Here is a 26,406-nt window from a genome sequence, read left to right as displayed (position 1 = left end):
TGATACTTGCAATTTTACGTGAATAATCTACTATGCTAGCCGAAAACTACTTTTTTGACTACTACAGCCATAGTATGTTGTGTGGTTATGCATGAGGAAATTTTAATGCAAATTGAAGAAATCCGGGATAAACAAGGATTATGGATTGAGGAAGTTGATACCGGAAAAATTACTGTAAACGGCCGGCAATATACTCAACCTGTATGTATTACTGCTGATAAGGTGCTCACACTGGATAAGCAAGCAGCCAGTGAGTTAACCATTGATGATTTTACTCAGGCTTTACAGTTTAAGCCTGAAGTGATTTTAATCGGTACCGGAAATCATCATGTGTTTATTCATCCGCGTCTGACTTCACAATTAGTCGCAAAAGGAATCGGTGTAGAAAGTATGTCTACAGCTGCTGCTTGCCGTACTTTTATGGTATTGCGCAGTGAAGGCCGCAGTGTCTGGGCATGGTTGTGGCCATTTACAGAAGAGTAGTATGTATTTAAATATATTGCTTTTAAAAAGAATAATTTAGAAATAATCAGTATCAGGGTTAAGGATAAAAAATCAGGCTGCCGGTATCATTAACCGGAACCTGATTTTTTAATAGTTACGTAAGTTATTTATTTAACTGCTGTGTTGTTCTGACCTTTGATAATGCTCATGCCAGCACTTACCAGACTACCAATATCTGCAACATTAGCAGGCATAATCAGAGTGTTATTGGTTTTTGCCAGTTTAGCAAAAGCATCTACGTATTGTTCAGCCACTTTCAGATTCACAGCTTCTGTACCGCCCGGTTCTTTTACTGCGGCAGCTACCTGACGAATTGCTTCCGCGGTCGCCTGTGCAACCAGACGCAAAGCTTCAGCTTCACCTTCGGCGCGATTAATCTGTGCTACTTTGGCACCCTGAGATTCATTGATAGAAGCTTGAGCTTCACCTTGTGACTTCTGAATTTCAGCTTCACGCTGACCGGCCGCCAGATTAATCTGTTCCTGCTTGATCCCTTCAGACTGAGCAATACGTGCGCGTTTTTCCCGTTCAGCTGTAATCTGAGCTTGCATTGAGCGCAGAATTTCCTGAGGTGGAACCAAATCTTTGATTTCATAGCGCAATACTTTAACGCCCCATGAAACCGCTGCTTCATCCAATGAGGCAACCACGGTATGGTTAATATCATCACGTTCTTCAAAAGTTTTATCCAGTTCCATACGACCAATAACTGAACGTAATGTTGTTTGTGCCAGTTGGGTAATGGCAACTACAAAGTTACTGGAGCCATAGGATGCAAGTTTAGGATCAGTTACCTGAAAATAGATAATACCATCCACTGTAAGCTGTGTATTATCGCGGGTAATACAAACCTGACTGGGTACATCCAGTGGTATTTCCTTTAAAGTATGTTTATAAGCGACACGATCGATAATCGGAATAATAAAATTAAGACCGGCTACCAGAGTAGCGTGATAGCGGCCTAAACGTTCAACAATATAGACTTCCTGCTGAGGTACAACTTTAAATGCCATGCAGATAAATGCAACAATGGCGGCGAGAAAAATAAAAGTCAGAATCATGATTATTCCTGCTGAGTAGAAGGGGCTTGAGAAGTAATATTTAAAATATTGCCTTGATGGCTGATGATTTGAGCACTGTCACCGGATTTTGCGTCAGTTGGATGATTAAAACGAGCCTGCCAGATAGTGCCCCGATAATGTACCTGCCATAATCCGTCGGGTAGGAGCTGAGTAAGTATCACTGTCTGACCGTAGTCCGGATCATCAGTTGGTTTTGCCATGTTTTCACGCGGATGTTTCTTTTGCCAGGCACGTACGATGGTAATACCCAGAATAGAAAAAACTATTGCAATAACAGCATTGACACTCTCACTGGTTTTCAGCAGCCATTCAGCCAGACCGGCACTTAGTAATGAGGCACTGATTACCAGCATATAAAAGGTGCCGCTAAACATTTCCAATACAAACAGAGCCAAAGCTGCAATACACCAAATCATCAGTATCTCCTTAACTTTATAATATTTAACAGAAATGTGTTTTATTGTAAAGCCGACTTCAGGCAGATAGTATCCGTTGCCTACGGGTTTCGCTCAGAACGATACCAGTACTAACAGAAACATTCAGGCTTTCAACGGTTCCGAACATAGGAATGGATACCAGTGTATCACACAGATCTCGTGTTAAACGGCGCATGCCATTACCTTCTGCACCCATTACCCATGCCACTGCTTCCGGGGCAGTAAAGTGATATAAGTCATCACTACCGTTCATATCGGTACCGATAATCCAGATACCGCGCTGTTTCAATTCACGAATGGTGCGTGCCAGATTCGTCACAGTAATATAAGGTACTGTTTCAGCAGCACCACAGGCTACTTTACTTACGGTGGCATTTAATCCGACACTTTTATCTTTGGGTGCAATTACTGCGTGTACTCCCATAACATCTGCAACACGCAGACAGGCTCCAAGATTATGCGGATCTGTAATGCCGTCAAGAATCAGCAATAACGGTGGTTCATTCAGATTTTCAAGTACATCTTCTATGTCTACATGTTGTCTGGAAGCATCGATAAAGCCCACTACACCCTGATGGCGGGCATGTTTACTCAAAGTATCGAGCCGTGCCTGATCTGTGCTGATAACGCGCACATTTTCTGCTTCAGCTTTATTTAATACATCGCGCATACGGGCATCATGTTTACCCTCCAGTACATAAAGTTCAATTATGCTGTCCGGGTTTTGCCATAAACGGGCATTAACTGCGTGAAAGCCAATGATGAGGCGCTGATTTGACATGTATATTTCATTTAGTGAGTAAAGAAACCAATTATAACGGAAATTAGTGTACTAATCTGATTATACCGAATAAATATCATTCTTCTTTTAAAAATGTAATTGTGATGTAATTTTCCTGATAAAAGAAATAAATACCGTTGACAGGTAATTAAATTTTTCGCTCAGGGTTAAGACGGTATCAGTTACATCCTGATAAAAAATTATTGCTTGTAAAATGTTATCTTTATCATTTATTTAAAATAAAGCAAATTAAACTAAAGTATCTTAATGTTCATTTTCAGAGTTTATGAATAAAGTTAAGAATGATGCTTGTATGAGGGGAATGAACTCTGACCGGTGATAGCTGGTCGGGAATTTAACTTTAATACAGGAAAAATTCTTATGGAATATTATTTATGGGTGCTGGCTAAGTTTCTTGTTGGTTTTATTATTGTCATTCTGCATTTGAATGTAACAGGTAAAACGCAGTTGAATCAGATGACCCCGGTAGATTTTATTGGTAACTTTGTACTTGGCGGTATTATCGGTGGTGTAATTTATAATCAGGATATTCCGATTTATCAGTATATTATTGTGTTGTTAATCGGGGTTTGCCTTATTTCATTATTAAACTGGGTATGCAAGCATGTTAGCTTTATCCGAATGTTTGCTATTGGTGAACCGATTCCGATTATGAAAGACGGACATTTTTTGATGGATAATATTCTGCGTAAAAAGAATAAGATTGATATTCTTAATGTGGCTTCACTTTTGCATGCTCAGGGTATTACTTCGTTTCAGGAAGTCAGTTATGCACAGATTGAGCCCAGTGGTTCGCTGACGGTGTTAACAGATAAAGGCAAATATCCTTCATTAATTTTATTTAAGGAAGGAGAGGTGCGTACAACGGAATTGCATCGGATAAATAAGGATGAGAAGTGGCTGGAGCAAAAAATTCAGCAGCAGCACCTGACAGAAGATGATTTATTTCTGGTTGAATTCTGGAATAATAGTTTAAATTTTGTACTGCGTAACGGCGAAGTAAAAAAAGATACGCTAAAAAGTTAATTTTTATTGCAGATTAGTGGCTGGAGAAATATCCGGAAAAGGTTACAATACTGTTTTAGGTTAATTTAATTTATTGCTGTGCAGCCACTCGAATATTGTCTTCAGAAAATTTGCCATAGCAGGAATGCTATGGCTTTTCGTTTTCCTTTTCTTTCCTCGGTGCAGCGTCATGCACTGATAGCTTTGTATGCTTTGCAGCAAGAATTAAATGATGTAGTAGAAGATTGTTCTGATGCTAATGTGGCTTTGACAACACTGCGATGGTGGGAGCAACAACTAGATAAGCTGTATAAATCTGATTCTGTTCCTGAACATCCTTTATTACAGGCTTTAAAACCATTTATTACCCGATATTCTTTACCATTGGATGAAATACTGGCTTTGCCTGATGCACTTCGTACGCAATTAACTCAGGCCAGATTCCAGGATATGGAACAGCTATGCCATTATAGTAAACAAGCAGGGATGGTGCAGGGACGTTTAACTAGCAGAGTTTTGGGGTTCAGTGCGGAACAAACTTTGGATTTTGCCGATAAAGTGGGTGAAATATGTCAGCAAGTGACGATTTACTCACGGATTGGTGCGGATACAAGACTGGGGAAGCTGTATATTCCAGTAGAGTTATTACAGCAATTTAATGTTCCGGCTCATTTGGTACTTAACCGACACGGTGGAGTTGAATTTACGGCATTGATGAACTCATGGCTTGCTACATTAAAACAGCAGTTTAATTCTGCTCTTGCTTTGCTGCCCTCTGCAGATAACCGCAGGCAGCGCCCCAGTCTGGCCATGCTCGCAGTAGCCTGGGCTCAGCTTAATGAAATTGAGCAGGACGGACTACAAAATATCATGCAATATCAGCTGGTCGTGCCGCGACCGCGTCAGCAACGGTTATTCTGGAAAACATGGTTGTGTGGTTTTCGTCCGGTATAGATTAAAAAATGTGAAGCAGGATGTTTTCTAAGAAAAGTGTGATATAGCGAGTATTATGAGTTATAAGAACTATTTTTGTAATTGAATTATATTTTTAAAATTTTATTGCTTAAATAAATAAAATATTGAAATTATATTTCAATGTAAAAGCGTATGTCTGAGCAATTTTAATTACGCAATAAGGCCGGTTTTTTGTATAATTTATGCCATCATCTGCTTACTTGTGCAGGTGTAAGCAATTTTATTGCTAAATTGCTTCCGGATTAATCCTGTGCTGAGGAACCTCATATGCTCAGAGCAAAAAAAACCTTATTTATTCTGGGTTTAACTGCTGCCTGTTTGCTTTCTGCCTGTTCGCAATCCGAACAGGGAAATAAAACCAGCGATACCAATACGAAAAAAGTAGCCATTACGGCAATTGTTGAACATCCTGCTTTGGATGCTGTACGTCAGGGTGTGGTAGATGAACTGCGTGCTGAAGGCTATGAACAGGGTAAAAATCTTCAGCTGGATTTTCAAAGTGCACAAGGGAATACTGCTACTGCCGGTCAGATTGCTAAAAAATTCGCTGGTAATAATCCGGATGTAATTGTTACTATCGGCACGCCAAGCGCGCAGTCTATGGTTGCAGCAACGCGCAAAATTCCGATAGTGTTTGCAGCAGTAACCGATCCGGTTGCAGCTAAACTGGTAACAAGCTGGGAACCCAGCAAAACCAATGTTACCGGTGTATCTGATGAACTGCCTTTACAGCCACAGATTGATTTAATGAAACAAGTGGTACCTAACCTGAAAACAGTGGGTTATGTATATAGCCCGGGGGAAATCAATTCAACCGTTGTGCTCGGACAATTACAGTCTTTACTGGCTAAGGACGGTATTACTGTGGCAGCAGCTCCGGCACAGCGTACAACTGATGTACCTATGGCTACTAAAAGCTTGCAGGGTAAGGCAGATCTGATTTATACCTCTCTGGACAATAATGTGGTTTCTGCTTATGAATCCATGTACAAAGTTGCCAAAGATATGAAAATGCCCTTGGTGGCTTCAGATACCGGCTCAGTAAAACGCGGTGCAGCTGTAGCACTGGGGGTTAATTATCATGAGCTTGGTACAGCTACTGGTAAAATTGTAGGCCGGATTCTCAAAGGAGAGCAGGCTGGTAACATTGCTCCGCAGCGTATGACCGCAGATCAGCTTGATTTGATGGTAAGTAAATCTCATGCTGCCGAACAAGGTATTACATTTTCGGAGCAATTACTCAAACAGGCTAAATTAGTCGATTAGGATTATAGAAAGCCTCTGGGACGGATACCGTAACATCGGCAAGCTGATTCAGGCTTTGCCGATGTTGTTTTTATTTTCAACCACAATTTATTAATTGGTTAATATGTCTTCTATAGCTTTATTTGGCGCTTTAGAAAGCGGACTGATATATGCTCTCGTTGCTCTGGGTGTACTGATTTCATTCCGTATTCTGGATTTTCCTGATTTAACTGCCGATGGCAGTTTTCCGCTCGGCGGTGCTGTATTTGCCATTTGTGTTACCCATGGTATTAATCCGTGGCTGGCTACTGCACTTGGCGGAGTTGCCGGTGCATGTGCTGGTTTGGTAACAGCATGGCTGCATGTTTCTTTAAAAATCATGCAGCTGTTAGCCAGTATTCTGGTTATGGTTGCTTTGTATTCGGTTAACTTGCGTATTATGGGTGCACCTAATTTGCCTTTACTGGATCAGCCCAGTGTATTTACGCCGTTTTTTAATGCTGACGGAAGCAACCAGTATTGGGTGCAGCCGCTGGTAATTTTTGGTTTTGTGCTGATTGCCAAATTTTTTCTGGACTGGTTTTTTGCTACAGAAATTGGCTTATCAATGCGAGCTACCGGCGTAAATGCACGAATGGCTCGTGCTCAGGGTGTAAATACCTCACGTATTTTGCTGTTAGGCATGGCGATATCAAACGCATTTATTGCCTTGGCCGGTGCACTATTTGTGCAGACTCAGGGCGGTGCAGATATATCAATCGGTATTGGCACGATTGTCGTCGGGCTGGCTGCGGTGATTATTGGTGAAACCCTGATTCCGGGAAAACGGTTCATCATTATTACACTGGCTGTTATAGTGGGGGCAGTACTTTACCGTGCATTTATTGCGCTGGCGCTGGGCAGTGATACATTGCAGCATATGGGCTTTGGACCGCAGGATTTAAATCTGGTTACAGCAATTTTAGTTGTACTTGCGCTGCGTTTGCCGGCAATCAAAGGTTACTTTAAAAGGAAATTCAAAGCATGATGCGCGCAGATAATTTACGCCTTACATTCAATGCGGGAACACCAATTGAAAATCCTGCTTTGCGAGGCATGAGTTTAAGTATTGCAGATGGTGAGTTTGTTACCGTTATCGGTAGTAATGGTGCCGGTAAATCTACTTTTCTTAATGCTATCAGCGGTGACACCATGGTAGATTCCGGTACGATTACTATCAATAGTGAAGATGTTACCAGTGAACCTGCTTATAAACGTGCGCCATTAGTAGCACGTGTTTTTCAAGACCCTCTTGCCGGTACCTGTGAGGCCTTAACCATTGAAGAAAATATGGCTCTGGCACTGCGGCGTGGCAGCAGTCGTGGTTTGCGTCCGGCTATTAAACGTCAGTATCGTGAACTGTTTCGTGAAAAACTGGCAATGCTTAACCTGGGGCTGGAGAACCGATTGAGCGACAGAATTGGTCTGCTTTCCGGTGGGCAGCGACAGGCTGTCAGTTTGTTGATGGCTTCGTTGCAAAGTTCTAAAATTTTATTGCTTGATGAGCATACTGCTGCACTGGATCCTAAAACAGCCGCTTTTGTACTCGAGCTGACAGACCGTATTGTGCGTGAAAATAAATTAACTGCAATGATGGTAACACATTCGATGCAGCAGGCCCTGGATCACGGATCACGTACTGTCATGCTGCATCAGGGGCGTGTGGTGCTGGATGTGGCTGGTGACAAACGTGCCGGTATGAGTGTGGCGGATCTATTAAAGATGTTCGAACATACTCAGGGCGAAAAAGTATCTGATGATGCTTTATTACTGAGCTAAACCTCGTGTGTTTATAAAGCAGGCTGTCAGCATTCCTGACAGCCTGATTTTCTGATTGGAAGCATAATGTCTGTACCTGAACTGATTGTACTGAATAAACCCTATGGTGTGATTTGTCAGTTTAGCGCTCATGAAAAACATCCTACTCTGAAGCAATATGTATCATTACCGGATGTCTATCCGGCAGGCCGGCTGGATACAGATAGTGAAGGATTGCTTTTATTAACTGCGAACGGACGTTTACAGGCAAAAATTGCTCATCCTAAGTATAAACTGATAAAAACATACTGGGCACAGGTGGAAGGTAAACCGGATAATGAACGCATACAGCAATTGGCTGGCGGGGTAAATCTGGGCGACTTTATTACACAGCCGGCTCAGGTTCAATTGGTTAGTGCTGCTGATAGTGCCCGTTTATGGCCGCGAGTACCGCCAATTCGTGAACGCAAAACAGTAACTGATTTCTGGCTGCAAATTCGAATCAGTGAAGGTAAAAACAGGCAGGTACGACGCATGTGTGCAAAAGTCGGCTGGCCTTGTTTACGTTTAGTGCGAGTAGGAATAGGGCAGCTAGATGTTTTTTCCCTTAAGTTACCTTTGGGAAAGTGGCAGGCTGTGAATCCAAAAGATTTATCATAAATATTTTTTGAATTGCCATAAATTAAAAATAACCCTTATGTTACAAGCATAAGGGTTATTTGTATTTCCTAAAATGAAATAATTAATCAGAATGCAGGGATGATGGCACCCTGATATTTTTCTTCAATAAATTTTTTCACTTCAGGTGAAGTCATGGCCTGTTTTAGTTTTTGGATTGCATCACGGTTTTCATCCCCCGTGCGGACAACCAGAATATTTGCATAAGGAGAATCTTTTGATTCAATAAATAAAGCATCTTTGGTTGGAACCAGTTTGGCTTCCATAGCAAAATTGGTATTAATTACAGACAGAGTAGCATCATTTAAAGTACGCGGTAACTGGGGCGCATCCATTGGTGTAATTTTAAGATGTTTCGGATTATCAACAATATCACGTACAGTAGCACTGATACCGGCATCTGCTTTTAATTTGATTAAACCGGCTTTTTGCAGCAATAACAAAGCTCGGCCACCATTGGTAGCATCATTTGGAATAGTAACCAGACCGTCATCTGGTGTTTCACTGAGTGCTTTTACTTTTTTAGAGTAAATACCCATCGGTTCTACATGAATATTGGCAATCGGTGTTAACTGCATTTTGTGTTTCTGGACAAAATCTTCCAGATAAGGTTTGTGCTGAGAGAAATTAGCATCTACATCTTTCTCATTCAGGGCGATATTCGGACGTACATAGTCAGTCATCTGAATGATTTGTAAATCAATTCCTTCTTTTTCCAGTAATGGTTTAGCTACCTGGAGAATTTCTGCATGAGGAACAGGTGAAGCAGCAACTTTCAGTATTGTTTTATCTGTTGTTGCAGGAGTGCTGCCAGAACTGGCGGCCGGTACGGATTCAGTTTTCTGAGTACACGCTGTCAGTACCGTACTGATTGCTGCCACTGACAATAATGCAAATAACAATTTTTTCATATTTAACCTTGAGTAAGATACGCAATAGAAATATACAGCTGAACATTAACACAAAATGCATGTTACTTGTATTTTTTACATGCATGTTTACTTTGGTTAATAATTCTTTTAACTGGTAATTAAACTATGCGGCCGATAACAGCCGCACAGTTTAATTTATTTATTTGCCAAGCATTGGCTTAAGATATTTTCCGGTATAGCTTTTAGGATTGGCTGCAACTTCTTCCGGAGTACCTTCCGCGATAATCGTACCGCCTCCATCGCCACCTTCCGGACCCAGATCAACGATATAGTCAGCTGTTTTAATTACATCCAGATTATGTTCGATAATAACAATACTATTACCTTTCCCTTTCAGGCGATGAATAACGTCCAGTAACAGAGCTATATCGGCAAAATGTAAGCCAGTGGTTGGTTCATCAAGTATATAAAGTGTCCGCCCGGTATCGCGTTTGGAGAGTTCCAGCGCCAGTTTTACCCGTTGAGCTTCACCGCCGGAAAGTGTAGTGGCAGACTGTCCTAATCGTACATAACCCAGTCCTACGTCCAGCAATGTCTGCAATTTTCGTTTAATTGTTGGTACAGCATCGAAAAATGTACAGGCTTCTTCTACGGTCATTTCCAGAATTTCACTGATATTTTTGCCTTTGTATTGTATTTCCAGTGTTTCACGATTATAGCGTTTACCATGACAAACCTCGCAGGGTACATAAATGTCGGGAAGAAAATGCATTTCTACTTTAATAACACCATCACCCTGACAGGCTTCACAGCGTCCGCCTTTTACATTAAAAGAGAATCGGCCAACTGTATATCCGCGTTCGCGAGACAGTGGTACCCCGGCAAACAGTTCACGGATAGGTGTAAACAGGCCGGTATACGTGGCAGGATTAGAACGCGGAGTCCTTCCTATGGGAGACTGATCAACATTAATAACTTTATCCAGATGCTCCAGTCCTTTGATATCTTCATAAGGAGCAGGCTCTTCACTAGCACGATTTAATTCACGTGCAGTAATTTTTGCCAGTGTGTCGTTAATCAAAGTTGATTTGCCGCTGCCGGAAACGCCGGTAATACAGGTAATCAGGCCGAGAGGTAAGGTAAGGGTTACATTTTTAAGATTATTGCCACTGGCGCCGCTTAATATCAGTAAGCGCTCTTTATCAACCGGACTGCGCTGTTCCGGCATGCTAATGGCTTTTTCTCCGCTCAGATATTGTCCTGTTATGGATTCTTTGCATGCTGCCACCTTTTCAGGTGAAGCTGCGATAATAACTTGTCCGCCATGCTCACCGGCACCAGGTCCCATATCGACAACAAAATCGGCGGCACGGATAGCATCTTCATCATGCTCAACGACAATTACGCTATTACCCAGATCGCGCAGATGTTTCAGTGTATCGAGGAGGCGGTCATTATCGCGCTGATGCAGGCCGATAGATGGTTCATCCAGTACATACATGACACCTGTCAGGCCGGAACCAATCTGGCTGGCTAGCCGGATACGCTGAGCTTCACCACCAGATAAGGTTTCAGCACTGCGTGCCAGACTCAGGTAATTTAGGCCGACATTAATCAGAAAACCAAGGCGCTCATTAATTTCTTTAAGAATTTTTTCAGCAATCTGTTTTTTATTACCTTCCAAATTCAGATTCTGGAAAAAATCCAGTGTGGCTGTTAACGGCCATGCATTGACATCCGGTAATGATTTTCCGCCTATATAGACATATCGGGCTTCTGTTCGCAAACGGGCACCGCCGCAGGCCGGGCAGGCTCGATGACTTTGATACTGGGCTAATTCTTCGCGTACAGTAGCGGAATCTGTCTCGCGGTAGCGCCGCTCCAGATTGGGCAGAATACCTTCAAATGGATGACTGCGGGTAAATTTTGTGCCCCGTTCAGACAGATAAGTAAATTCAATCTGCTCTTTACCGGAACCATAAAGAATAATATTCCGGATTTCTTCCTTTAATTCATTAAATGGCGTATTAACGTCAAATTTAAAATGTTGCCCGAGTGACTGAATCATCTGGAAATAGAAAGTATTACGTTTATCCCAGCCCTTGATTGCTCCTGCGGCCAGCGATAAATCCGGATGCATTACTACGCGCTCAGGATCAAAATAATCCATGCTGCCTAGTCCGTCACAACTGGGACAGGCTCCGACAGGGTTGTTAAAGCTGAAAAGACGTGGTTCGAGTTCCTGCAGACTATACGAACATACCGGACAGGCAAAGCGTGCCGAAAACCAGTGTTCTTTACCACTATCCATTTCGATGGCCAGAGCACGCTCATTACCCAGACGCAGTGCAGTTTCAAAACTTTCAGCCAAACGCTGTTTGATATCCGCGCGTACTTTTACCCGGTCAATAACCACATCTATATCATGCTTGATGTTTTTTTGCAGTTTTGGTACTTCTTCAATCGCATATACCTCACCATCAACACGAACTCGTGCAAAACCCTGTACCTGTAAATCAGCAAAGTATTCAAGAAATTCACCTTTGCGACCGCGTACCGCCGGAGCCAGAATCATTACCCGGCTTTCTTCAGGCAGGTTCAGTATATGGTCAACCATCTGAGAAACAGTCTGACTGGATAAAGGCAGGTTATGTTCAGGACAATAAGGTGTACCGACACGTGCATATAATAAGCGCAAATAGTCATGAATTTCAGTGACTGTTCCTACGGTAGAGCGCGGATTATGACTGGTTGCTTTCTGTTCAATGGAAATAGCTGGTGACAAACCTTCAATTAAATCAACATCCGGTTTTTCCATCATTTGCAAAAACTGGCGAGCATAGGCCGACAGGCTTTCTACGTAGCGTCGTTGACCTTCTGCATACAAAGTATCAAAAGCCAGCGAGGATTTACCGCTACCAGACAAACCGGTAATGACAACCAGTTGATGACGGGGAATATCCAGATCTATATTTTTAAGATTGTGTGTGCGTGCACCGCGAATATGAATCGTATCGTTATCTGACATAATGCCTTGCCCAAACTAGCTGGATAAAAGAGGATACCGGCTTTAATTAAATTGCTGTTTATTAAAACCATCCGGTATTATACCTATTTCAAAACGCTAATTTAAAGCTATCAGGTAAACGTTTTAATGTTTTCGTAAAATAAATTCCTTAAAATCAATACGTAACTCTTGACTTCGCCATAAGTAAATTAAAACGGGCACATTTCCCAGCGCCACAATCATGTATAGGGCATTAATACTGTTAAACAGCCAGATCAGTACAGCACTTAATATGGCTGCACAAACCATAAACAGGCCGTTGATAATATTATTGGCAGCAATTGCATGTGAACGGAACTGATTGCTGCTGGCTGTTTGCAGCCATGTGTATAACGGCAGTGAGAAAAAGCCGCCGGAAAAACCAATACCGATTATGCAAATGATTATTGCCATGCTGTCCGGCCGGCCGATAAATGTACCGATACCGGCAACTGGCAGATTAGGTTGTGACGGTGTGAACCATACCAGCAGCAGACCGAATATACTCAGGCCGATTGTCCCGATCACAACCAGACTAAGATGTAACTGATGGCGGCTAATCCGTGCACAAACAATAGAACCCGTACCTATGCCAAGGGAGAAGAGTGTTAGCATTAAATTAAATACAGCCTCGTTTCCACCAAGATTCAAACGGGTGAAAGTAGGGAGCTGGGTTATATATACAGAACCAATCAGCCAGAACCAGGAAATACCGATTATGGCAATCCAGAGATTTTTTTGCAGATAAGTTTGCCGAAGTAGCTGTTTTGTACTCCGCATGATGTTTGAATCAATATATTGCTGTGGAATTTGTGCGGGTACCCTTGGCATAAATATACTGGCAATCTGCCCAAGAATAGCGACAAACAGCAGGATACCAAACAGCCATACTGTATTGGTGCCAGCCAGAATAGTACCTAAAATCTGCCCGAATAATATTGATAGAAACGTACCGCTTTCGATCAGGCTATTACCGTTGAGTAGTTCATATTTAGGGAGATATTCTGGTAATACCGCATATTTCAACGGACCGAACAAGGTAGAATGTGTGCCCATCAGAAACAGGCATAACATCAATATTGTGACAGACTGCATCCAAAAGCCGATACCTGCTATCAGCATAATGCAGATTTCCGCAGTTTTTATCCAGCGCGCCAGAATGGCTTTATCCATTTTATTAGATAATTCACCAGATAATGCAGAGAAAAGAAAAAAGGGCAGAATATACAGCAGGGCACCAGCATTCAGCATCTGGCTTGCTGGTAACCATGAATTAGCGCCAAGCCCATAAAAGCTGATTAAAACGAATAATGAGGTTTTAAACAGATTATCATTAAACGCTCCAAAAAACTGAGTACCAAACAGCGGTAAAAATCGTCTGGTACAGGCAAAAGCAAACTGGTTGCCGGATGGAAGCATATCAGGTGTAGACATAAATAACCTTACCAATACATATGTTGTGGTTACAGGGTGCCGGTGAGGTCATTCAGTATAAAATGCTGACCACATAAAATGAGATATTGTTGCTGTAAACGCCCTATAATATTGTTTTCAGCATCACAAAGCTGAACATAATCGGCTTTGCGAAACCAACGAAGACAGTCCTGAACTGATAATTGCTGCAATATCTGCCATTGTACCGGACAGGCTTGCTGGTCTGTTTCATCAGCCTGTGCTTTAACAGCATAATAGCCGGTAGCTCCATCAGTATAAGCTGAATTATCTTCATCCATGAGTACCAGAAAACCAAGATGACAGTTGTCCGGGCTGTTAATACTAAAATAAAACATAGTCAAAAATTTCTTTTAATTCTGAGAAGAGCTTAGTCAAATTATTTATTCTGCTGGGAGGATTCTAGCAGTTTATAAATGTTTGTGTATGCTAATATGCATGCTTTTGTGTACAGAAAAGCGTACTGGCTTTGAAACGTATTGCAAATAGACATGATATTTGGTTAAAACACTGACAAATATTTGTTCAGATTAATTGAATCATGTATTTAAAACGAGTCAGTGCGCAGAATTTTTAGTTTGTTTAGTTTGAAATTATGCTTTATCTCTTAATTGCTTCATTTATGTGGGGTAGCTCGTTTATTGCTACAAAAATGGCTTATGACATGCTGGATCCGTCACTTGTGGTACTCGGCAGGCTGATATTGGCAGCAGTAGTTACCTTACCCATCACGTGGAGCTATTTTAAAAACCATAATGTTATTTCCAAAGTACAACTGATCAAAATTATCGGACTAGGATTGCTGACATATCCTGTAACTTATCTGTTACAGGTTACAGGTTTGAAACTTATTCCTGCGGTCAATGCGGTCACCATTATTGGTATGGAACCAATTATTATAGTACTGGTGGGTCTGATTTTTTTTCGCGAAAAAACACCATTACTGGTATTTATACTGGGCATTGTGGCTTTTATAGGAGTGCTGCTGGTAGTAGGTAAACCAGAAAAAGCCAGTGGTAATACTGCATTGTTGGGAGCCTCGCTGGTATTTACTTCAACTATTGTCATGGCTTTCTGGATACGTTTGTCACAAAAGTTACTACGCAAAATAAATGTTAAGATATATACAGCCTTAACGTTGCAAACTGGTACTGTATTTGGTTTGCCGTTTATGCTGTTTCTAGTTGAAAACTGGGATATTCATTATTCTTTTCAGGGTATTGGTGCTATAGCTTATCTGGGTATAGGATGCAGTCTGGTGGCTGCATGGTGCTGGAATAAAGGGCTGGAAAATGTTTCTGCCAGTGTGAGCGGGATATTTCTGGCTATGGAACCGGTTTTCGGAGTAATAACGGCCATTCTGTTATTGAATGAAACGGTAAATATACAGGTTTTTGCCGGAATAGTTATGGTTATCGGAGCGGCAACTACCTGTATATTTATTCCAAAAAAGAATTAAATTTATATAGCTAAAAATAAAAGGTTAGTGAATGTACACTAACCTTTTTGAATTAATTGCAATGATATGCTGTAAAGCTACAGATTGGTCAGCTTAATTTTCTGACCGGGACGTAATACTTGTTTCCCATGTACTTTTTGCAATTTACTTACAGGAATATTCAGGCGCTGAGCTATGCTGCTAAGCGTATCGCCTTTTTTTACCGTGTATGAAACAGGAACTACACTGGATTTAGAGTCTTTACCTTTACGTACAGCAGCCAGTATCTGTTTATTATCCTGATTCGGGCTAATTTTCAGTACCTGACCAACCTGCAGATTATGACCGCGCAGATTATTGGCAGTAACCAGATCAGCTACATTAATATTATAGCGCTGGGCAATTGAATACAATGTATCACCCTTATTCACTTTATGAGCAATATTACTGCGTTTGTCCGCAACGTTGATGATATTGCGTAAAGAGCGTTCATTACGGTTTTCTGCCAGACGAGCAGCAGTCTGAGCTTCTTCACGTTCAGCCTGTGCCAGTGCTTTTTGAACAGAAGCCGCAGCAGCTGCCTGTAATTGCGCATCCTGTGCAACCTGCATCAGTGCATCCTTATTGGTTGCAACAGGAGCAGGCAATTCAGACGGGGTTGCTGCGTTTTCAGCCACGGTTATGGTTTGGGTTTGTACTGTTGTATTGACCGGTGACGGCTGGTCAGTATTCAGTACAGTGGATGTTGTGGTTGTAACTGTTTCAGTAAGAGCTGGTACAGATGCATTGCCGGTATCAGTAACTTTATCAGCCTGAGCAACAGTAGTTGCTGCCGGATGAGTCACAAACGTGCCCGGAGGTAATACTGGTTTTGCCATAGCAATATTCAGTAATGGATCTGTATCACTGTTGCTGAAAGAATCCATAAGCTGAGTGTTCAAACTATTTTTACTGATAAGCAGGCTGCGACCGGCTGGTACAGTATTGCTGGACAAATTATTCAGCCGCTTGATTTCTGCACTGCTCATTCCAGTTTGTGCAGCTAAATCAGCTACATTGGTGGTTGAATATGCTTTAAAGATATTCCATGAAAGCAGAGTATTTTTATCTGCGTTGCGGTAATTGCGTTCAAAAGTATTTACTGCGGTAATAGGCAGCAACATTTTACGATTTTCTTTAGGAATAAAAACCGGACTCTTGAAACTTGGATTAAGGGTTAGAAATTCTGAAGTCGAAATATTCGCCAGTCGGGCAGCTGCATCAATATCAATTGGCTGATCAATGCTGATTGCTTCAAAGTAAGGACGGTTCGGCACAGAAACCAGATTAATACCAAAGGCTTGCGGATTTTCGATAATATTCCGCACAGCCAGCAATTTCGGCACATAATTGCGGGTCTCATTTGGCATGCGCAGATTTTCATAGGTAGGATCTATACCCGCAAGCTGAGCACGTTTAATGGCCTTACCAACATTACCCTCACCCCAGTTATAGGCCGCAAGAGCCAGTGACCAGTCACCAAACAGGCTATAAAGATATTGCAGATAAGTTAAAGCAGCATCGGTCGCTGCATATACGTCGTGACGACCATCATAGAGATTAGTCTGTTCCAATCCGTACTGTCGACCACTACTGGGCATAAACTGCCACAGACCGGAAGCTCCTACCCGCGACTGAGCCTTGCTGACGAAAGCACTCTCAATAAACGGCAGTAAAGCCACTTCAGCCGGCATCTGGCGTTTTTCTGCTTCATTTACAATGTGATATAAATAAGGCTGGCTGCGCACAACCGTACGGTTAAAGTAATCGCTGTGGCTTGAATAATACTGCTCCTGCCGGCGAATAATTTCAGGATTAACCTCTGTCATACGGAAATCCTGACGCATGCGTCCCCAGATATCATGATTAGAATACGTTTTTCCTTTCAGGGTAGCCGCATTCAGATTCATTATTGATAAGCCAATGCCATTACTGGTGTAAGATTGGGCAAATGATAATGAGGGAGCAAGTATCAGGCCAGTAAGTGCCAGTACCATATGCTTCAATTTAGCCATTCGTTTAACCGTAAAATTTGTGCAAAATCCTATTAATATTAAAGAGGAAGTTCTTAACGGTCAAGGATAAATCCCTATTTTTACAGTAATGATGTAAATGCAATAAAATAATTCAATAGTCTGCAGCTTAGATTTAATATGGTACATAATGGTGTTTAAATGAATACTCAGCAATTGGAAAACTGGCTGGCCGAACATAAATTTGGTCTCTATTTAAGCCGGCTGGAGCAGCAGTTTATCCTGCATAAATTAACAGGGTTGCGTTTTGGTACCATATTACAATGCGGTATATCACAATGGCAGTTCCGGCATGTTTTTGCAGCTGATTCCCAGTATATTGTACAAAGTAATATAGCCGGTCGTGGTACGGCAGTTATTGCTGAATGTAAGGCCTTACCCTGGGCTCAGCAAAGTATAGATACCATTATCTGGCCTCATGGTCTGGATACTTTATCCGATCATGAAGAATCTATAGCTGAAATAGCCCGTATTCTGGTACCCGGTGGGCATCTTGTAATGACCGGCTTAAATATTCATGGATATTGGCGCCTGTTTTATCAGAGCAGTCTGAAAGGCCATTCTGCTTTAAAGTTACTATCTGCCCGTACGGCTGTTGATAAGATGCAACGCTTTGGTCTGTTTCTGGAAGAAGGCCAGTTTATGGGTTATGGTATTCCGGCCTGTTACGGTGATAGTCACAAGGCTATAGAGTATATGGGTAATCGCTGGTGGCCGCATCTGGCAGCTATTTACGGGCTGGTACTGGTCAAGCGAACTGTACCGCTCACTTTAACTGCGCAGAATGCAAATATATTACTGAATCCGGCACCATCGGTTGCTTTGAAAAGCATAGAATAAGAGCGATAAATTCACTCTCTAAAATAAACAAAAACCTGAGCTATCACTCAGGTTTTTATTTAATCAGTTTCAGGCAGCCTTATCTGTATTACAGTCCAGCTTTTTGTCCATAAGTTCCTCAAATTCACGCATGCACACACTGGCGATTGCCAGCATATTATCTATCTCCTTTTTGGAAATAATTAGCGGAGGAGCCGCTACGATATGGTCACCACAGGCACGGAAAATCAGATTGTTCTTAAAAAAGATATCCCGGCAAATCAAACCTGTAGTGCCGAAATCATCAAAGAACTCGCGAGTATCACGGTTTTTTACCAGTGTAAAACCACACATCAATCCTTCACTGCGAATATCAGCAACATATTTAAACTGACTGAATGTTTCCTGCCAGCGCTTACGCATATAAGGACCTGTTTTGGTACGTACCTTTTCAATCAGATTCTTTTTATCGATTATATTCAGGTTCGCACAGGCAACTGCGGCTGAAACCGGATGCCCGCTGTAAGTAAAGCCATGATTAAACTCACCCCCAGCCAGCAAACCTTCTGTTACTTTGTCATTGACCAGAACTGCCCCGATCGGTAAATAGCCGGAAGACAGCCCTTTAGCTGTCGTAAAAATATCTGGCGTGAAACCAAAAGTTTCGAATCCAAACCATTTGCCAGTGCGCCCATAGCCGCAAATTACTTCATCAGCTACCAGTAGTACGTCATATTTTTTACAAATAGCTTCAATTCGCGGCCAATAACTTGCAGGAGGAATGATCACTCCGCCAGCACCCTGAATCGGTTCTGCAACAAACGCTGCAATTTTATCCGCACCCAGTGAAAGAATTTTTTCTTCAAGCCAGTTTGCAGCACGAATACCGAATTCTTCTTCACTTTCGCCAGTTTTGGCTAAGCCGTAATACCAGGGTTGTTCTATATGAACTATATTGGCAATTGGTAAATCACCCTGCTCATGCATGCCTTTCATACCACCCAGACTTGCTCCGCCTAAGGTAGAGCCGTGATAGCCGTTCCAGCGACCAATGATCACTTTTTTAGAAGGTTTGCCGACAGAGGCCCAATAATGGCGCACCATACGTATCATGGTATCAACCGACTCAGAACCGGAGTTGGTATAAAACACATGGTTAAATCCCTCCGGTGTGATTTCAACCAGTTTTTCCGATAATTTAATGATTGCAGGATGGGTTGTTTTGAAGAAAGTATTGTAAAACGGCAGCACTTGCATTTGTTTCTCGGCAATTTTAGCCAGTTTTTTTTCTCCGTATCCAATATTGACACACCACAACCCGGCCATACCGTCAATGATTTCATTGCCGTCACTATCATATACATAAATGCCTTTTGCTTTAACCATCATGCGTACACCGTGCTTTTTAAGCTCAGCATTATCGGAAAATGGATGTAAATGATGTTTTACAGCCAGTCTCACATCGGTTTTATTACTCATAAAAACTCCTTTGTTTTAAAATGTTATAAGCAATCATTCAATGTACAAGTACAAGAATAACAGTTGAAATATGCTATTGAGATGGTTTCAGACATGCAATAACAGATATTTGCGCTCCCAAGGGCTGATAACACGAAAATATTCTGAAACTTCCTGCTCTTTTACGGCAATGTACATCTCAACAAAGCGCTGACCCAGTATTTCATGAATTGGTTCACACTGGCGTAAACGTTCTATTGATTCTTCCAGTGTAGTAGGGAACTGATAAGGTAATGAATACGCATTACTGCTCAGCGGAGCACGCGGTTGTAGCTGTTCTTTAATTCCCAGATAACCACAAGCCAGTGAGCAGGCAATCGCCAGATAAGGATTCACATCTACTCCGGCCAGCCGGTTTTCAATCCGTCTTCCTTTGGCTTTAGCACGCGGGACACGTAAACCTACAGTGCGATTGTCATAACCCCATTCAACATTAGTGGGTGCAGCTGTAAACCGGGTCAGCCGGCGGAAAGAATTAACATACGGAGCAAAAAAGGGCATGGTTTGCGGCAGGTATTTTTGCAGGCCGCCAATAAAATGAAAAAATAGTTCTGAAGGAGTGCCATCATCACTGCTGAATGCATTATTACCATTCTCTACGTTGTTCAAACTCTGATGGATATGCATGGCACTGCCCGGTTCTCCTTCCATAGGCTTAGCCATAAAAGTGGCATACATTTTATGATGAAAGGCAGATTCACGTACTGTGCGTTTGAATAAAAATACCTGATCGGCTAAATCCAGAGCATTACCATGCAGGAAATTGATTTCCATCTGTGCTGCACCAATTTCATGAATCAGCGTATCAACTTCAAGGTTTTGTTCATGGCAGTAGTCGTAAATTTCTTCAAACAGAGGGTCAAATTCATTTACTGCATCTACAGCATAAGACCGTCGTCCGAATTCACTGCGTCCGGTACGGCCGATCGGAGGTTGCAGGGGGACATCCGGATCGGGGTTGGGTGAAATCAGATAGAATTCCATTTCCGGAGCAACGATGGGTTCCAGCCCCATATTTTCATACAATTTTAATATGCGTTTGAGTACATTGCGCGGCGCAGTTTCAACCGGTAAACCGTCAGGAGAGAAGCAATCAAATATTAGTGATGCTGTCGGATCCTGAGCCCAGGGAACAAAGCGCAGAGTAGACTGGTCTGGCTTTAACTCCATATCCGCATCTGTTTCATCCAGAAGGCTGGATTGTGGATATTCTCCGGTTACTGTTTGCAATAATACTGCCTCGGGTAGTCGCATATCCGGTTCAGATATAAATTTATCTTTCGGAATAATTTTACCGCGAGCCACACCTGTAATGTCCGGTAAAATACATTCTACTTCAGTGATACCATGTTCTTTAAGCCAGTTAAATATGTCATCATACATAAGTCACCTTAAAATGATTCCTTTTGCCTGTGCAATTTATATTGCATACATGCTTCACGAAAAGCTTTAAAAATAGCGATAGAAAGCGGCTTACTCCCATATTGCCATTCGGGATGCCACTGCACTGCATAGCCAAATATTGACGCTGCATCAATCCTGAATGCTTCAATAAGACCATCTGGAGCAGTTGCTTCTATGCTAAGCCCGGGTGCTAACGTTTTTACTCCTTGCTGATGTAAAGAATTGACCTGATACTGTTTGTGGTCTGTTGCCAGCCACAGCATCAATAAACTGTCTGTTTTCAGATTAACCGCATGCGCATCGCCATATTGAATTTCAATTGGCTGATTATCGGGTTCACGATGATCCAGATAACCGGGTATTTCCTGTATATGCTGGTGAAGGTCACCACCAAGTGCTACATTGATTTCCTGCAAACCGCGGCAAACACCCAGAAGTGGTATACCACTATCAATAATATATTTAATTAGCGGTAAAACAGTATGGTCACGGGCAGCATCCTGTAACATTCCCTCTCGTGCCGATATTTCACCATACCATTTCGGGTCTATATTTGAATAAGAACCGGGTAAAAAAACACCATCAACCAATTTGAGCAGGCGAGTTAAAACTTCCTGATCAGACAGTACCGGAAGTAAAATAACATCACCGACACTGTCCTGAACCGCATGAATGTATTTTTCACCGACAGCGTGAAAATTCCACTTACCTATCTGCTTTACATCACATGGTATACCTATGATTGGACGCGGCTGCATAAAATTGTCTCAAAGGATTAATAGTTAAAACAATTTTGATTTTTATGATTCATAATCCCATGAGAAAAACAAAATGGCAAGAAAACTTAACTTAAATTGATAATAATTCGATTTATTGGTAACAAAAGATATTAATCTAAACACATAATAAAAATAAATTTTTAGAATTAAATTAAAAATATCATTATTATATTGAGGCCATGATTATTCGTTGTTTTTGCTGGCGTGAAAATTTACTGACTAAGTAATAATTACTGATGTTAACGATTATGTTAAATGAATATTAATTATAGAATGTAATTAAGAAATACAAATAAGCATACTTTATTGATTACGTCATTAAAGCAAGAGAATAATAATCTAAAGTATATCATTGCAACACTATTATCCATGTGTCTGACCACAGGATAATAGTCTCAGCACTTTCGGATGTTATCTGAATAGTTGGACATATTTTAATTTGGAAATTTAGATATAGTACAGTTACCTTGGATAGTATATAAAAAATATGCCATGTGTTTAGATAATAATATTCACGCGTTCAAAGATTGATTTAATATTAAAGCTGCTTAATTTATTCGTCTATTACTGATACAAGATAAATACAAATCATGATTGCAAGTTAAAATAAAGGCCCTGAATTTATTCAGGGCAAAACTTTATAACGAAACAACCTAAAACCGCCGTTGTAATTTTGCCGCTAAAATAATACTTGCAGCCAGTTCTTCAATAGATTTATGAGTTGTATTGGTATATGGAATATTAAAACGGCGGAACATATCTTCGGCGGTTAAAATCTCACGTCGGCAATTATCACGACTGGCATAACGGGAATCAGGACGACGCTCCGAACGAATATGGTGCAGACGGTCTGCATCTATGGTTAGCCCATATAATTTTTGCCGGAATGGTTGCAGCATTCTAGGTAATTCACTGCTTTCCAGATCTTCTGGAATAAGAGGATAATTTGCAGCACGAATTCCATACTGTAATGCCAGATAAAGACAAGTAGGCGTTTTACCGCTGCGAGAAACGCCCATCAGAATCACATCAGCTTTTTTCAATTCGCGATCAGTAATTCCATCATCATGATTAAGAGTAAAATTGATTGCTTCCATTCTCTTATCATAGCGTTCAGTATCGTGCATTCCATGGGTTCTGCCAATGGAATGATTTGCTTCTGTGGCAAGTTCATCTTCCAGCTCACCAATAAATGCATCATAAAAACTCATATGCAGCCCTGCACTGGTTTTAATCAGTTTACGGACATTTTCATCAACGATGCTAGAAAAAACCAGCGGACGCGCTTCACAGTGGTTTGCTGCATTATTAATTAAAGCAACAATCTCACGAGCTTTTGTTTCTGTATCTACAAATGGATAAGTAGCACGCTTGAATTCTATATTGTCAAACTGGTTCAATAAAGCAAGACCCATACTTTCGGCGGTGATACCCGTTCGGTCAGAAACAAAAAAGACTTGGCGTACTGGTTTCATAATCAATCTACATAATTCAGAGTTAAAAAGGGATGTGACTTTATGAATTATCCATTGTAAATGAAGTTTCTTCCAGTTCCTGCGTAAAATATTGGTTTTTTTTCAACATTGATACTAAAAAAATAAAAATAGACTGAATATATAAAATTTAAGCAATAAAATTAATGTTTTATTGAATAAAAAAGATAATTTTAGATTAAAATTGCTAAAAAAATGTATAAATTGATATTTTAATCTAAATAATTGAAAATGTAATTAAAATACTTAAGGTATCAAGGATTTGTATTTGAATAGTGTTTGATTAGGGATAAATTATCCTCAATTATGGGCGGATAAATAGCCAAAAATACATGACATTTTATACCTGACTAGTTAGAATAGGTCGTCTTCAACTTTCCCACTCCTCACTGGATAACCATCATGGCCGGTAATAACGTAATCTGGTTTGAAAATCTGCGCATGACTGATGTTGAAAGCGTCGGCGGCAAAAATGCATCTCTTGGCGAGATGATTTCACAGCTCACCGAAAAAGGTGTGCGTGTACCCGGTGGTTTTGCTACCACTGCCGAAGCCTATCGCAATTTTCTTGCTTACGAAGGTTTGAGTGAACGTATCAATAACGAGCTAAAGGCACTGGATGTAGATAATGTTGCCGAACTGGCTCGGGTAGGTAAACAGATCCGTCAATGGATCATGGACACCCCATTTCCGCCTGAACTGGAAGCAGATTTACAGGCAGCATGGGAAAAAATGGTAGCTGATGCCGGTACTGACCAGATTTGCGTGGCTGTACGCTCTTCTGCGACTGCCGAAGATTTACCTGATGCCTCTTTTGCCGGTCAGCAGGAAACATTTCTGAATATAAGCGGTTATGATAATGTTAAAGAAGCTATGCATCATGTATTTGCTTCTTTGTATAACGATCGCGCCATTTCCTACCGTGTGCACAAGAATTTTGCTCATGATGTAGTGGCTCTGTCTGCCGGTGTTCAGCGGATGGTGCGTTCTGATAAAGGCGCCTCCGGGGTGATGTTCACCATGGATACAGAATCTGGTTTTGATCAGGTTGTATTCATTACATCATCCTATGGTCTGGGTGAGACTGTTGTACAGGGTGCAGTAAATCCGGATGAATTCTATGTACATAAACCAACTCTGCGTGCCGGTCGTCCTGCGATTCTGCGTAAAACCATGGGTTCTAAACTGATTAAAATGGTTTTCACTGATGCGGCTCAGGCAGGTAAATCTGTACAGACAGTAGATGTTGATGTTGCTGACCGCAAAAAATTCTCAATCAGTGCCGAAGAAATTACTGAGCTGGCTCAGTATGCACTGACTATTGAAGAACATTATGGCCGTCCGATGGATATTGAATGGGGTCGTGATGGTATTGATGGTAAACTGTATATCTTGCAGGCTCGTCCTGAAACTGTGAAATCACAGGAAAATAACAGCCGTGTACTGCGTCGCTATCAGATTAATGACAAATCTGCCATTCTGGTAGAGGGTCGCGCCATCGGTCAGAAAGTCGGTCAAGGTAAAGTGCGTCTGGTCAAATCTGTTGATGAAATGGATAAAGTGTTGCCAGGTGACGTACTGGTTACTGATATGACCGATCCGGACTGGGAACCGGTTATGAAACGTGCCTCTGCAATTATTACCAATCGTGGCGGACGTACTTGTCACGCAGCCATTATTGCGCGTGAACTGGGTATTCCGGCAGTGGTTGGCTGTGGTAATGCAACTTCTGCTTTGCAGGATGGTCAGGAAGTAACGGTGTCCTGTGCCGAAGGGGATACGGGCTATGTATATGAGGGTTTACTGAAAGTTGATGTCAATGAAATACCTTTAGATAATATGCCTGAATCACCAGCCAAAATCATGATGAATGTAGGTAATCCTGAGTTGGCATTCAGCTTCTCTGGTTTACCGGGCTATGGTATTGGTCTGGCACGAATGGAATTTATTATTAACCGCCAGATTGGTATTCATCCTCGTGCTTTGCTGGAATTTGATCAGCAGGATGAACAGATGAAAGCCACCATTACTGACAGAATTTCCGGCTATTCATCTCCGGTAGATTTTTATATTGATAAAATTGCTGAGGGTGTGGCAACACTGGCAGCTTCTGTGTATCCGAAAAAAGTAATTGTGCGTATGTCTGACTTTAAGTCAAATGAATATGCCAATCTTTTAGGTGGTAATAAATACGAGCCTCATGAAGAAAATCCGATGCTGGGTTTCCGCGGTGCAGCCCGTTATGTTTCTGATGATTTCAAAGATTGCTTTGCGCTTGAGTGTAAAGCACTGAAATATGTGCGTGATGAAATGGGATTGACTAATGTTGAAATCATGATTCCATTTGTACGTACATTGAAAGAGGCTGAAAATGTCGTACGCGCATTGAAAGACAACGGACTGGAACGTGGTAAAAATGGTCTGCGCCTGATTATGATGTGTGAACTGCCAACCAATGCAGTACTGGCCGAACAGTTCCTGAAATACTTTGATGGATTCTCTATTGGTTCAAATGATATGACTCAGTTAACACTGGGTGTGGATCGCGATAGTGGTGGTCCGATCGCAGGTACTTTTGATGAACGTGACCCAGCTGTTAAAGTGATGTTCAGTCTGGCAATTCAGGCTTGCCGTAAATTAAATAAATATATTGGTATTTGCGGTCAAGGGCCGTCTGATCATGCTGATTTCGCTAAATGGTTGATTGAGGAGGGAATTGAGACTATCTCTCTGAATCCCGATACCGTAATTGAAACTTGGTTATATCTGGCTAAAGAACTGAAAAAATAAATTTTCCGGTTTGTAAAATAAAGGCTGCTAATAAAATTAGCAGCCTTTATTTTTTGATTAATAAATATAGAAATTTCATATATAAATGATTTATTTAAAGATTTTTAGTTTTGCTTAATTAAACTTTTATATTATGTAAAATTAATACGATAAGTAAGTATTAGAGAATGATAATAAAGTGCCAATAAGTCATAAAAT

General features: G+C 41.3%; 22 protein-coding genes. 10 read left to right on the top strand and 12 right to left on the bottom strand.

Translation table 11 applies throughout. The annotated features are described in order from the left end of the window. The first annotated feature begins 105 nt into the window (after window positions 1-105). Window positions 106-483: an Mth938-like domain-containing protein gene (locus H3T75_RS04845; RefSeq protein WP_084551972.1), complete on the top strand. Its 378-nt coding sequence runs from the start codon at window positions 106-108 to the stop codon at window positions 481-483. Between the two features lie 128 nt (window positions 484-611). On the opposite strand, the gene H3T75_RS04840 is transcribed toward H3T75_RS04845, so the two are convergent. From H3T75_RS04840 to rlmB, 3 genes are read right to left on the bottom strand one after another with little or no spacing between them, the layout of a single operon-like run. Next, complete coding sequence (locus tag H3T75_RS04840; RefSeq protein WP_037393457.1) at window positions 612-1,565, bottom strand: SPFH domain-containing protein; 954 nt, start codon at window positions 1,563-1,565, stop codon at window positions 612-614. 2 nt (window positions 1,566-1,567) lie between these two features. Beyond that, window positions 1,568-2,002 (bottom strand): NfeD family protein, encoded by a 435-nt coding sequence (locus H3T75_RS04835; RefSeq protein ID WP_198211172.1) that lies wholly within the window; start codon window positions 2,000-2,002, stop codon window positions 1,568-1,570. A 58-nt stretch (window positions 2,003-2,060) separates the two neighbouring features. Next, complete coding sequence (gene rlmB, locus H3T75_RS04830) at window positions 2,061-2,804, bottom strand: 23S rRNA (guanosine(2251)-2'-O)-methyltransferase RlmB (RefSeq protein WP_198211171.1); 744 nt, start codon at window positions 2,802-2,804, stop codon at window positions 2,061-2,063. Window positions 2,805-3,185: 381 nt separating this feature from the next. On the opposite strand from rlmB, the gene H3T75_RS04825 reads away from it, so the two are divergent. The 6 genes from H3T75_RS04825 to H3T75_RS04800 all read left to right on the top strand — a co-directional run bounded on the left by H3T75_RS04825 (window position 3,186) and on the right by H3T75_RS04800 (window position 8,507). After that, window positions 3,186-3,851 (top strand): DUF421 domain-containing protein, encoded by a 666-nt coding sequence (locus H3T75_RS04825; protein WP_025330626.1) that lies wholly within the window; start codon window positions 3,186-3,188, stop codon window positions 3,849-3,851. A gap of 129 nt (window positions 3,852-3,980) precedes the next feature. After that, entirely contained in the window at window positions 3,981-4,784 is an 804-nt protein-coding gene (locus H3T75_RS04820) for a squalene/phytoene synthase family protein (RefSeq protein WP_198211170.1), read from the top strand. 288 nt (window positions 4,785-5,072) lie between these two features. Continuing rightward, window positions 5,073-6,071: an ABC transporter substrate-binding protein gene (locus tag H3T75_RS04815; protein ID WP_198211169.1), complete on the top strand. Its 999-nt coding sequence runs from the start codon at window positions 5,073-5,075 to the stop codon at window positions 6,069-6,071. A gap of 103 nt (window positions 6,072-6,174) precedes the next feature. Further along, window positions 6,175-7,077, top strand: a complete 903-nt coding sequence (locus tag H3T75_RS04810; protein WP_198211168.1) for an ABC transporter permease — start codon at window positions 6,175-6,177, stop codon at window positions 7,075-7,077. Continuing rightward, window positions 7,074-7,868, top strand: coding sequence for an ABC transporter ATP-binding protein (locus tag H3T75_RS04805; RefSeq protein ID WP_198211167.1), 795 nt, complete (start codon window positions 7,074-7,076; stop codon window positions 7,866-7,868). The genes H3T75_RS04810 and H3T75_RS04805 overlap by 4 nt, the downstream gene beginning before the upstream one ends. 66 nt (window positions 7,869-7,934) lie before the next feature. Further along, window positions 7,935-8,507 (top strand): pseudouridine synthase, encoded by a 573-nt coding sequence (locus tag H3T75_RS04800; RefSeq protein ID WP_084565617.1) that lies wholly within the window; start codon window positions 7,935-7,937, stop codon window positions 8,505-8,507. 86 nt (window positions 8,508-8,593) lie between these two features. Here the strand turns inward: H3T75_RS04800 and H3T75_RS04795 are convergent, their stop codons facing one another. The 4 genes from H3T75_RS04795 to H3T75_RS04780 all read right to left on the bottom strand — a co-directional run bounded on the left by H3T75_RS04795 (window position 8,594) and on the right by H3T75_RS04780 (window position 14,233). Beyond that, a complete protein-coding gene (locus H3T75_RS04795; protein ID WP_037393445.1) occupies window positions 8,594-9,436 on the bottom strand; it encodes a MetQ/NlpA family ABC transporter substrate-binding protein in 843 nt (280 codons plus the stop codon). Window positions 9,437-9,596: 160 nt separating this feature from the next. After that, window positions 9,597-12,425, bottom strand: a complete 2,829-nt coding sequence (gene uvrA, locus H3T75_RS04790; protein ID WP_198211166.1) for an excinuclease ABC subunit UvrA — start codon at window positions 12,423-12,425, stop codon at window positions 9,597-9,599. 123 nt (window positions 12,426-12,548) lie between these two features. Beyond that, window positions 12,549-13,877 carry an MFS transporter gene (locus H3T75_RS04785; protein ID WP_232339906.1) on the bottom strand — a complete coding sequence of 443 codons (1,329 nt, stop codon included), beginning with the start codon at window positions 13,875-13,877 and terminating at the stop codon, window positions 12,549-12,551. Between the two features lie 29 nt (window positions 13,878-13,906). Continuing rightward, complete coding sequence (locus H3T75_RS04780) at window positions 13,907-14,233, bottom strand: hypothetical protein (protein ID WP_174830083.1); 327 nt, start codon at window positions 14,231-14,233, stop codon at window positions 13,907-13,909. A gap of 257 nt (window positions 14,234-14,490) precedes the next feature. On the opposite strand from H3T75_RS04780, the gene H3T75_RS04775 reads away from it, so the two are divergent. Continuing rightward, window positions 14,491-15,354 (top strand): DMT family transporter, encoded by an 864-nt coding sequence (locus H3T75_RS04775; RefSeq protein WP_174830084.1) that lies wholly within the window; start codon window positions 14,491-14,493, stop codon window positions 15,352-15,354. A 77-nt stretch (window positions 15,355-15,431) separates the two neighbouring features. Here H3T75_RS04775 and H3T75_RS04770 read toward each other — a convergent pair whose 3' ends face one another. After that, window positions 15,432-17,387, bottom strand: a complete 1,956-nt coding sequence (locus tag H3T75_RS04770) for a LysM peptidoglycan-binding domain-containing protein (RefSeq protein ID WP_198211165.1) — start codon at window positions 17,385-17,387, stop codon at window positions 15,432-15,434. 159 nt (window positions 17,388-17,546) lie between these two features. Here H3T75_RS04770 and H3T75_RS04765 point away from each other — a divergent pair, with 159 nt between their 5' ends. Continuing rightward, window positions 17,547-18,245, top strand: a complete 699-nt coding sequence (locus tag H3T75_RS04765) for a class I SAM-dependent methyltransferase (protein WP_174830086.1) — start codon at window positions 17,547-17,549, stop codon at window positions 18,243-18,245. Between the two features lie 69 nt (window positions 18,246-18,314). Here the strand turns inward: H3T75_RS04765 and H3T75_RS04760 are convergent, their stop codons facing one another. The 4 genes from H3T75_RS04760 to H3T75_RS04745 form a co-directional block, all read right to left on the bottom strand. Next, the gene (locus H3T75_RS04760; protein ID WP_174830087.1) at window positions 18,315-19,703 is read right to left on the bottom strand and encodes an aspartate aminotransferase family protein; all 1,389 of its coding nucleotides are present in this window, start codon (window positions 19,701-19,703) and stop codon (window positions 18,315-18,317) included. A gap of 87 nt (window positions 19,704-19,790) precedes the next feature. Further along, a complete protein-coding gene (locus H3T75_RS04755) occupies window positions 19,791-21,125 on the bottom strand; it encodes a glutamine synthetase family protein (protein WP_198211164.1) in 1,335 nt (444 codons plus the stop codon). An 8-nt stretch (window positions 21,126-21,133) separates the two neighbouring features. Next, complete coding sequence (locus H3T75_RS04750) at window positions 21,134-21,904, bottom strand: gamma-glutamyl-gamma-aminobutyrate hydrolase family protein (RefSeq protein ID WP_084586203.1); 771 nt, start codon at window positions 21,902-21,904, stop codon at window positions 21,134-21,136. 674 nt (window positions 21,905-22,578) lie between these two features. Next, a complete protein-coding gene (locus tag H3T75_RS04745) occupies window positions 22,579-23,400 on the bottom strand; it encodes a pyruvate, water dikinase regulatory protein (protein WP_025330642.1) in 822 nt (273 codons plus the stop codon). A 420-nt stretch (window positions 23,401-23,820) separates the two neighbouring features. Between H3T75_RS04745 and ppsA the strand changes: the two genes are divergently transcribed. Next, window positions 23,821-26,208 carry a phosphoenolpyruvate synthase gene (ppsA, locus tag H3T75_RS04740; protein WP_078475550.1) on the top strand — a complete coding sequence of 796 codons (2,388 nt, stop codon included), beginning with the start codon at window positions 23,821-23,823 and terminating at the stop codon, window positions 26,206-26,208. Window positions 26,209-26,406: the final 198 nt, after the last annotated feature.

Source organism: Snodgrassella sp. W8135, assembly GCF_016101225.1.
Taxonomy (GTDB): domain Bacteria; phylum Pseudomonadota; class Gammaproteobacteria; order Burkholderiales; family Neisseriaceae; genus Snodgrassella; species Snodgrassella alvi.
This window is presented reverse-complemented; position numbering and strand designations above follow the sequence as displayed.

Coding starts and splice junctions, on each gene's coding strand:
- H3T75_RS04845 (WP_084551972.1), top strand. CDS start 106: ATGCAAATTGAAGAAATCCGGGATAAACAAGGATTATGGATTGAGGAA.
- H3T75_RS04840 (WP_037393457.1), bottom strand. CDS start 1,565: ATGATTCTGACTTTTATTTTTCTCGCCGCCATTGTTGCATTTATCTGC.
- H3T75_RS04835 (WP_198211172.1), bottom strand. CDS start 2,002: ATGATTTGGTGTATTGCAGCTTTGGCTCTGTTTGTATTGGAAATGTTT.
- rlmB (WP_198211171.1), bottom strand. CDS start 2,804: ATGTCAAATCAGCGCCTCATCATTGGCTTTCACGCAGTTAATGCCCGT.
- H3T75_RS04825 (WP_025330626.1), top strand. CDS start 3,186: ATGGAATATTATTTATGGGTGCTGGCTAAGTTTCTTGTTGGTTTTATT.
- H3T75_RS04820 (WP_198211170.1), top strand. CDS start 3,981: ATGGCTTTTCGTTTTCCTTTTCTTTCCTCGGTGCAGCGTCATGCACTG.
- H3T75_RS04815 (WP_198211169.1), top strand. CDS start 5,073: ATGCTCAGAGCAAAAAAAACCTTATTTATTCTGGGTTTAACTGCTGCC.
- H3T75_RS04810 (WP_198211168.1), top strand. CDS start 6,175: ATGTCTTCTATAGCTTTATTTGGCGCTTTAGAAAGCGGACTGATATAT.
- H3T75_RS04805 (WP_198211167.1), top strand. CDS start 7,074: ATGATGCGCGCAGATAATTTACGCCTTACATTCAATGCGGGAACACCA.
- H3T75_RS04800 (WP_084565617.1), top strand. CDS start 7,935: ATGTCTGTACCTGAACTGATTGTACTGAATAAACCCTATGGTGTGATT.
- H3T75_RS04795 (WP_037393445.1), bottom strand. CDS start 9,436: ATGAAAAAATTGTTATTTGCATTATTGTCAGTGGCAGCAATCAGTACG.
- uvrA (WP_198211166.1), bottom strand. CDS start 12,425: ATGTCAGATAACGATACGATTCATATTCGCGGTGCACGCACACACAAT.
- H3T75_RS04785 (WP_232339906.1), bottom strand. CDS start 13,877: ATGTCTACACCTGATATGCTTCCATCCGGCAACCAGTTTGCTTTTGCC.
- H3T75_RS04780 (WP_174830083.1), bottom strand. CDS start 14,233: ATGTTTTATTTTAGTATTAACAGCCCGGACAACTGTCATCTTGGTTTT.
- H3T75_RS04775 (WP_174830084.1), top strand. CDS start 14,491: ATGCTTTATCTCTTAATTGCTTCATTTATGTGGGGTAGCTCGTTTATT.
- H3T75_RS04770 (WP_198211165.1), bottom strand. CDS start 17,387: ATGGCTAAATTGAAGCATATGGTACTGGCACTTACTGGCCTGATACTT.
- H3T75_RS04765 (WP_174830086.1), top strand. CDS start 17,547: ATGAATACTCAGCAATTGGAAAACTGGCTGGCCGAACATAAATTTGGT.
- H3T75_RS04760 (WP_174830087.1), bottom strand. CDS start 19,703: ATGAGTAATAAAACCGATGTGAGACTGGCTGTAAAACATCATTTACAT.
- H3T75_RS04755 (WP_198211164.1), bottom strand. CDS start 21,125: ATGTATGATGACATATTTAACTGGCTTAAAGAACATGGTATCACTGAA.
- H3T75_RS04750 (WP_084586203.1), bottom strand. CDS start 21,904: ATGCAGCCGCGTCCAATCATAGGTATACCATGTGATGTAAAGCAGATA.
- H3T75_RS04745 (WP_025330642.1), bottom strand. CDS start 23,400: ATGAAACCAGTACGCCAAGTCTTTTTTGTTTCTGACCGAACGGGTATC.
- ppsA (WP_078475550.1), top strand. CDS start 23,821: ATGGCCGGTAATAACGTAATCTGGTTTGAAAATCTGCGCATGACTGAT.